An 8,674-nucleotide genomic window follows, 5' to 3' on the forward strand; every position below is an offset into this window, starting at 1 on the left:
ATGAGTGAGTTTTACAAAGCGCTCATCCACAGTGCCTCGGAAGAAGGATGGATGGACGCCATGCTGCGATGGGTTGGATGGGACCAGTCCATCCCCTTCGGCAAGAAGGCGATGGCGATGCGTCAGGCCAAACTGAAGATGATTAATCACCCGCTGTTTAATCACCCGGTTTACTGGGCGCCGTTTATTGTCGTGGGAAGGTAAAGGCACCTATAAATCGGTTTTTGTAATCTCGATGAACTCCTGGTTGTCCACGGTGGGGGCCTCGTCTGCATTGGCAATCATGACGGCAGAGGCATACATGGTGCGAACTATTTTTGCCATTTTTTCAAAGCGAATTTTGTGTACCTCGTCAGAGGGACGATGGTAGTCCTCATGCACCCCGGTGAAGAAAAAAGCAAAAGGAACGCCCAGCCGGCCGAAATTCCAGTGGTCACTGCGCCGGTAGAACTGGTTGGGATCCTGAAGGTCGTTATATTTTTTGTTGAGTTCTATTTGTCCCGATCGGCGGTTAGCCGCTTTAATCAGGCTGTCCAGGTCGGAAGAAATAAGCTCACTGCCAATGATGTAGGCGTATTCTTCAATGCCTTTCTCTTCATGCTCTTCGTCAATACGGCCAATCATATCCGTATTGAGGTTTGCCACCGTTTTCTCGATGGGATATGACGGGTGGTCGGAATAGTAACGCGAACCCAGCAGTCCTTTTTCTTCCCCCGTAACATGTAAAAACAGAATGTTCCGCCGCGGAGAAATCCCATTTTGAGCCGCTTCCCGGAAAGCGTGGGCCATATTAAGCATGGCTACGGTACCGCTGCCGTCATCGTCGGCCCCGTTGTAGATACGATCCCCGGTAGAGTCGGGCTGACCGATTCCTACATGATCGTAATGAGAAGTCACTACAACCACTTCATCCTTAAGCTGGGGATCGGCCCCTTTCAGAAATGCCAGGACATTTTCCGTGTCCAGGGATATCTCACGGTCATAGGGAATTTGTGAAAGTCCGTAGTCCAGGAACCTGGGAGTAAAATCCGTAATATTTTGAATAATCTTGTCTCGCAACTCGGCCAGCGAAGTGGGGTTATCCAGCCTGAGTAGCCTGGTGGCCATCTCTGGGCTTACCACATTGTAGCCGCTGCTGAATTCCTCTGATGGCGCGGAACCATCATCGTGATAAGCCAGTCGCATATTTGTCGGCTTTCCGAAGTCACTCTGCATTTGGGCGGCCGACGACTGGAATTCTTCGCCGCCCATATCGGAAATGAGCAACATTCCCTCGGCGCCCTGACTAAAAATGCCGCTGAACCGGGTCCGCGCGTCGATAGAGGGATCAATCAGCGTATCTCCATCTATCACGTGAGGGATATCCTGAAACACCATTATCCATTTGCCCTGCAAATCCATCCCCTTCAAATGGCGGAGCCCGCGGGACGGATCATTGACGCCAAAGCCCGCGAAGACGATTGGCCCGCTGAGGGAGTCGGTGCCGCCAAAAGCGCGAATAAAGTCCGCAGTAGAGTTTTTACTGGATACGGAACGATTTACAGGTCGCCTTTTATCCCCGTCAATAGCGAATGTTTCAAATACTATGCTGTCGCTTTGGGTGGCGTTGACCTGAAATTTCTGATAATAACTGTTGGTATCGCCCGTGGGGGGTAAATCCATTTCACGATATTGATTCGCAAGATAACGGGCGGCCTTTTTCTGTCCCGGCATCGCCGTTTCACGTCCCTCCATCGAGTCAGCGGCAAAAACGGTCAGATGCTGACGCAGGAAATCTGCCGTAATTTCGTCCTGGTACTCCAACAGGCGCTCGGTATCTGTCGATATTGACGGTTGTGCTTCCTGCTGTGCTGATTGTCCGGTACCGCTGCAGCCTGCAACGGTCCAAAAAAATCCTGCAGCTGCTAATAGGATGATACGTCTCATAGAGGTGAACTGTTGTTTCATTTTGCAATTAGGTTGCGCTGATAATTTCATCCACCGGTTTTAAATCGAGGAAAAAATCCGTCGGATCGTCCTCTTCCACATACAAGTTGATTTGCCGTTCCTTAAGCATTTCTAAGATCGCAAGGAAAGTGACGACAATCTTCGTACGGGTTTTCAACTCAAAACACAGCGTCCGGAATGCTGTTCGTCCCCGTTCCTGCAGCTGATGCAACACATATTCGGTCTGTTCTTCAATAGTATACTCGATTTTTTCAACGTGATGAACTGCTTTCTGCTTCTTTATATCGGTCAGCACCTTTTTAAATGCGGCCATCAGGTCGAACATCGTAACGTTCTTCAGGGCTTCACCGCTGGCCTGCTTCTCTACCTGGTCGGTTTCAGGATTCCCCCTGAAGTGTTTTTTCCGGGCCTCTTCCTCAATAGACTCCATCTTTTCAGCCATCTCCTTGTAGCGCTTGTATTCCAGCAGCCGCTGAACCAGCTCATAGCGCGGATCGTGTTCATCCAGCTCTTCTTCCGGATCTTTCCGGGGCAGCATCATTTTGGCCTTGATCGACATGAGCATACTGGCCATCAGGATAAATTCACTGGCCACATCCAGATCCAGCTCTTCCATTAAACTGATATATTCGAGGAACTGGTTGGTGATATAGGAGATGGGAATATCGTAGATATCGAGTTCGTCTCTCTTGATAAAAAAGAGGAGTAGATCCAGGGGACCTTCAAAATTTTTTAAACGTACGCGATACATCGATTACTATTTATGTGATACTTAACACTTTATATCTCGGGTATCATTGTGATCGGTTAGAACCTAAATGACTTTTCTTAACCGTTATCTATGCAAAAAAGGGAATTTTTGGCGCTTTTACTACCAAAATTTGTAAAATTAAGGCAGCATATTTTTATTACCTTGTCTTAAATATTTTAGCGCCGATGTATAAACCATGGATTATTCTGAATTGGTGACTGCCTTGAATGAAGGTAACACAAGGAAAGTCAATAAGCTAATAGCGGCTATACGTCCCCGGCTTTTGGCTTTTCTGAGAATACATATGAATGCCAGTGAAGATGACGCTAAAGATATATCTCAGGAGGCGTTACTTACGGCTATTCAAACCATCAAAAAGGATCAGGTACGAGAACCTGACAAAGTGGTTTCTTATATCCTGACCATCTGCCGGAACGCCTATCTCAAGAATAAGATGAATCAACGGACAACCACGCTTGATGAAGCCGGCCAGCAGCGACAAGAGCCCCGGCAGCTGCAATCGCTGCTGGACAAAGAACAGCAGCGACTCCTGCAATGGTGTCTGGAGAAGCTTAAAGAGCATCACCGGAAATTTATACAATACTGGTTTGATCATCCGGACGCCCACTCTAAAAAAGTTGCTGAGCATTTCAATATCAGTGTTAATAATGCGTGGACCCGTAAACACCGTCTAATTAAAAAGCTAAATGAGTGTTATCAAAAAAAAAGTAATTTATAATGTAAGGATTTGCTCTCAAAATGATCTTACTTATAAAGTGAAGTCTGTAACAGTACTTTTAAGGATATTGCAGGCGCCGTAGTAATAAAAAGACACACGATATGGCACGCGATGTAGAACTGGAAAAAAAAATTGACGCCTATATCAAGGGACATTTGACCGAAGAGCAGGCTCAGGAATTGTGGGAAGAACTGCTTAAGAATCCCGGGTATATTGAGCTTTTGAATACGGAGATCAGCGTCCGTGCTATGGTTGTCGAGGACGGCAGCCGGGAATCTTCATCTGGTACAAAACGGCAACATACACTGATCCATTCGCTGCAAAATTCCTGGAAGTGGGCAGCCGCAGCGGTAGCAATCATCATCGTAGCGGTTGCGGTTAATTTTTTCTTGACGGATGCGGAACAAACCCTCGACGAGCTGGCATTGAACGAAATTCCCTTGTCCGAAAGCCTTGCCTCTGCTCCTGCCCTTCGGTCGGGACAAGTCCGGAGTATCCCCGGAGATTCGCTGCTAAACCAAGGATTTAAAGCGGCCATTTCAGGTGATATTTCGAAAGCGATGGAGCTGTATGATGCGATCATTAAGGAATATCCTGATCAGCCTGCAGCTGTTCAGGCGTATCTGAACAGAGGAATTATCCAATTTAACCGGAGTGACTATGAGGGGGCCATTGCTTCGTTCAGGGAGGTCGTCGGTAAAGCCGAAGAACAATCTTTCCTTCGTGAAAAGGGATACTGGTATTTGGGTAATGCATATATCAATACCGATAGCCTGAGCAGGGCTCACGAGGCCATCTCGGAGGTGTTCTATATGGAAGGGATTTACCGAAATCCAGCCGGTGATATCTTGCAAGAGCTGGACAAGCAGCCGGGAAATCCTGCCAGAGAATTAAATAATTAGTGCGGGCATCGGCTGGCGATACATACCTGTACTCCTGTTTACGCGCATGGCAAATATCTTTTTTCTGCTTAGAAAGTTTAAAAATAATAAGTTAATTTTATTGGTTGTTCATTGGTTCGCTAATAGATTAACTCTACCATTTTGCAAAATCCTCTTTTAGATGCCGAAGAAAATGACGAAGCTTACGAGCAGTCGCTTCGTCCCACCCGCATCAGTGAATTTATCGGGCAAAAAAAAGTTCTGAAAAACCTTTCTGTCTTTATCAAAGCCGCCCAACAGCGCCAGGAAGCGCTTGACCATGTCATTCTTTCGGGTCCCCCGGGACTGGGCAAAACAACGCTTGCCCATATTATTGCCAATGAAATGGGCGTACAGATTAAACCCAGTACGGGCCCGGTACTGGAGAAGCCGGGCGATCTGGCGGGAATGCTGACGAATCTTGAAGAGGGCGACGTGCTCTTTATCGATGAAATTCACCGGCTGAACCCGGTCGTGGAAGAGTATCTCTATTCTGCGATGGAAGATTACCAGCTGGATATTGTCATTGATTCGGGTCCCAACGCCCGGAGTATTCAGATTGAGCTTAACGACTTCACCCTGGTGGGGGCCACTACCCGTAAAGGATTGCTAACGGCTCCCTTGCGGGCCCGGTTCGGTATTGACATGCGACTCGATTATTACGATGTCGAGCTGCTTCAGCGTATTGCCCTTCGTACAGCCGCTATCCTGAATATGGGGATTACGGACCGGGGTGCCCATGAAATTGCACGACGAAGCCGCGGAACTCCCCGTATTGTCAACAAGCTGCTGCGTCGAACACGCGATTTTGCACAGGTCGAAAATATGGATACCATTACCGACGAAATTGCCGATATTGCGCTCAATGCGCTGGATGTAGATCAAAACGGCTTCGATGAAATGGATATCCGGATCCTGAATGCAATAATTGAAAACTATGATGGCGGACCTGTGGGACTGGGAACGCTCAGCGTAGCCGTGGGTGAGGACAAGGGTACCATAGAAGAGGTCTATGAACCGTTTCTTATTAAAGAAGGATTTCTGCAGCGTACTCCCAAGGGACGTATTGCCACCCGCAAAGCTTTTAATTATATAGGAGTAGATTACGGCAGTGCGGATAAGGATCTTTTCGATTAGCCGTTCCGATCTTTTTCTTCAACGAAGTACACGGCTCAATTTCACAGCACTTTGCGACTGCCCTCAAATCTGGATTTTCGATATGTCTAACAATATCAATGGCTTAATATTGAATTGTTACTATTCCGTGAATAATCCGGGGTAAGCATGTGTGAGGATATTGAATGCGCGAAAATGCAAAGATAGGCCTCAAGAGCGGGTTTGCAAAGTCCTCGGTAAAAACAAAAACTACGATCTGCAATGTTATCCAGTTTTTTGTAGCTTCAAGGCTTTATAATATTCAATCATATTCACGAATTTTAAGTACTGATGAAAAATCTTTTTACCTCCGAATCGGTCTCAGAGGGCCATCCTGATAAAGTTGCGGATCAAATTTCCGATGCCATATTAGACGCCATGCTCGAACAGGACTCCGATTCAAGGGTGGCCGTGGAGACCCTGGTGACCACCGGACTGGCCCTGATTTCGGGAGAAGTGACGACCGAGGCCTACGTGGATGTCCAGGAGATTGTCCGGCAGGTAATCCGGGATATCGGCTATACTAAAAATTCGTACCGGTTTGATGCCGACTCCTGCGGGGTCCTGACGACGATCCATCAGCAAAGTCCGGATATCGCGCAGGGGGTGGATGAAGGATCCGATAAAAAGATGGGCGCCGGCGACCAGGGCATGATGTTCGGCTATGCGACCAAAGAAACAGATACCTATATGCCGATGTCGCTGCAGTATTCGCACGACCTGCTTAGAAAGTTAGCGAAGATCCGGAAAGAAACCGACCTGCTTCCCTATCTTGCTCCAGACAGTAAAAGCCAGGTTACAGTGGAATACGGGGAGGACGGGCACCTGAAGCATGTGGATACCATTGTCATTTCAACACAGCACGACGAGGGGATTGATCAGGAAGTGATAAAAAAGGATCTGAAAAAGCACCTTCTTCCCCAGGTGATCAGCGAAAAATTAATTGACGCGGAAACCGTATTTCACGTGAATCCCACGGGCAAATTTGTGATTGGCGGTCCCCATGGCGATACCGGGCTGACCGGGCGTAAAATTATTGTCGACACCTATGGGGGATATGGGGGACATGGCGGGGGGGCATTTTCCGGCAAAGACCCCTCCAAGGTCGACCGCAGCGCAGCTTATGCAGCGCGACATATTGCCAAGAATATTCTTGCAGCGGACCTTGCCGAAGAGTGTATCGTACAGCTTGCCTATGCAATTGGGATTCCCGAACCCGTTTCCATCAATGTGAATACCTACGGAACGGGTCGCGTTGAGGATGTTGAGTTGGCCAATGCCGTACAAAAAACGTTTGACCTGACGCCGGCCGGCATTATTGAGCGTTTTGACCTGAAGCGTCCCATCTACCGGAAAACCGCTGTTTATGGTCACTTCGGCCGGGAGGAATTCCCATGGGAGCAATTAGACTATACGGATAAAATCACAAATGCATTGTAGGAGTGAGTGCGACTGCCCACCACCTTTGGACCGCCTCTCGCGATAAGTACGGCCCATCATCTTTATCCTTACTGATGACCAATAACCAGTAACTAACCTGGATTTTCACCATGCATCCTGGTGAGGTATTATGGAAAAGAGGACCCCAATCCTTTATTTAATTGGTTAACTACAACCAAAAATGAAGGAGTCCTCTTATGCAAACAATACGGGCTAATTCCCCGAACCGCCGTCGATGGTTTGTCCGAAGAAAATGGCATTCATAAACAGTTTATTAGTGCCATACCAGAAAGCCCTGAAATTGGGGTTGTCCGTCATGGAAATAACGCGTCCGCTGCCGACGTTACTGACTACAATCGCGGCCGTTCCCGAGAGCTCCTCCAAGTTTTCATCGGAGATATAGCCGCTGGCCAGCGGTTCGTCCGTATAATACAAGGGCGTGGCATAGGGGTTTTCCGCTTTCTCCATAAAGAGTGTGCTGTTGCGAAAAACGGTCAGGTCCTCATCATTATATCCATATCCCAGCGGGTGAGTGAGGTCCAGCCTCGTATGAAAGATCGAACCGCCGATATGCTGCGCTCCGCGGGTGTCGGCCCTGTCGGCATAGGGTCTGGGCTGGACGTCGTTCTCCTGTTCGTCGGAGGTATCCGCTTCATCCTCGACAAAACTAATATGGGCGAGGTCGTGTTGTCTGGCCCAGTTGTTGGCATGCTTGGTTGTAATCAGCGTTCCCCCGTTACGGACCCACCGCTTCATTTCCTCCACGGCATCGTCTGAGAGATCGCCGTAGCTGCCGTTCACCATAACCATTACATTATAACGGCTGAGATCGGCATAACTCATGCGATCCTGCGGGAACAGGGTCGCCTGCATGTCATATCGCTGGTCCAGCAGATGCCACACTTCCCCTACCTCATAGCCGCTGGCACCACTACCGGATACGATGGCTACAGAAGGAGTCTCCAGGGCTTCAAAACTGCCGCTCCCCAGATCAATGCCCTGTGGAGTAAGCCCGGTCCCGACGGCATAGACCGTCAGCCCGTCTTCATTCGCCGCTTTTTGGAACAGTGCATGAATTTTTTCCCGATCCGCAGACTGCGGACCCATGGGCACCATCACCGTGCCGTAATCAAATGTTTTGTTTTCACCGGCCGAAAGATTCATCTCAAAAGGCTTGGTAGCCACCTTGGCCCGCACACCCGCTTGCAGCAGTCGGTACAAGGCGCGGGGAGCATAGTATTCATCCCATTCAAAAAGGTAGGCATAATCGCTTTTTCCCCCTACCACCTCGCCTTCCGGGAAAGAGGGCAGGCCTTCAATTTTATTTCCCGTTGCAACGCTTCCTTCAACTTCCGCGAAAGGCAGGTTAAAGGCGTAGGGCATCGTCCATGTTGAAACGTCATAAAAGAGACTGTCGGTAAACGTCGTTCGTCGCTCGAAGAGTGCTTTCACAAACTTGTACTTTTTCTGATTGGCGGGTATAACATAGGCAGATCCCGCCTCAAAAGACTCTCCGTTCGCTTCCATATCTTCAGCAAGCTCGTACAGTTCTACCCGGTGACGTTTTAGCAGTTCTACAAAATGATGGGTCCGCGCCTTGTCATAAGAAGTGCCGAACACATAGGCCTCGATGGGCGCTTCGGCACCGGCTTGCAGGGAACCTTCAAAGAAATCACGCTGGTAGTTCAGGATATCAACACGCAGGTCCCGGGCCGCTTCGAG

At 48.7% G+C, this 8,674-nt stretch carries 7 protein-coding genes and 1 pseudogene; 5 read left to right on the top strand and 3 right to left on the bottom strand.

Annotated features, from left to right (window positions below; all coding sequences use genetic code 11):
* The coding region (locus ACESLU_RS08355) for a hypothetical protein (protein WP_372637794.1) at positions 1-204 on the top strand (204 nt) is incomplete at its 5' end.
* A 6-nt stretch (positions 205-210) separates the two neighbouring features.
* Here the strand turns inward: ACESLU_RS08355 and ACESLU_RS08360 are convergent.
* Together ACESLU_RS08360 and ACESLU_RS08365 are read right to left on the bottom strand one after the other, a co-directional pair.
* Positions 211-1,926, bottom strand: coding sequence for a M28 family peptidase (locus tag ACESLU_RS08360; RefSeq protein WP_372637797.1), 1,716 nt, complete (start codon positions 1,924-1,926; stop codon positions 211-213).
* Positions 1,927-1,954: 28 nt separating this feature from the next.
* Positions 1,955-2,698 (bottom strand): ScpA family protein, encoded by a 744-nt coding sequence (locus ACESLU_RS08365; protein WP_372637799.1) that lies wholly within the window; start codon positions 2,696-2,698, stop codon positions 1,955-1,957.
* Positions 2,699-2,894: 196 nt separating this feature from the next.
* Here ACESLU_RS08365 and ACESLU_RS08370 point away from each other — a divergent pair, with 196 nt between their 5' ends.
* From ACESLU_RS08370 to metK, 4 genes are all read left to right on the top strand, one after another.
* Positions 2,895-3,437 (top strand): RNA polymerase sigma factor, encoded by a 543-nt coding sequence (locus tag ACESLU_RS08370; protein ID WP_372637802.1) that lies wholly within the window; start codon positions 2,895-2,897, stop codon positions 3,435-3,437.
* A gap of 101 nt (positions 3,438-3,538) precedes the next feature.
* Positions 3,539-4,339 (top strand): tol-pal system YbgF family protein, encoded by an 801-nt coding sequence (locus ACESLU_RS08375; RefSeq protein ID WP_372637805.1) that lies wholly within the window; start codon positions 3,539-3,541, stop codon positions 4,337-4,339.
* A gap of 141 nt (positions 4,340-4,480) precedes the next feature.
* Positions 4,481-5,494, top strand: coding sequence for a Holliday junction branch migration DNA helicase RuvB (ruvB, locus tag ACESLU_RS08380; protein ID WP_372637807.1), 1,014 nt, complete (start codon positions 4,481-4,483; stop codon positions 5,492-5,494).
* Between the two features lie 309 nt (positions 5,495-5,803).
* Positions 5,804-6,952, top strand: coding sequence for a methionine adenosyltransferase (gene metK / locus ACESLU_RS08385; RefSeq protein WP_372637809.1), 1,149 nt, complete (start codon positions 5,804-5,806; stop codon positions 6,950-6,952).
* A gap of 213 nt (positions 6,953-7,165) precedes the next feature.
* Here the strand turns inward: metK and ACESLU_RS08390 are convergent.
* A pseudogene (locus ACESLU_RS08390) lies at positions 7,166-8,674 on the bottom strand (zinc carboxypeptidase); the annotation flags it as partial.

The organism is Fodinibius sp., from assembly GCF_041642155.1.
Lineage (GTDB): Bacteria > Bacteroidota > Rhodothermia > Balneolales > Balneolaceae > Fodinibius.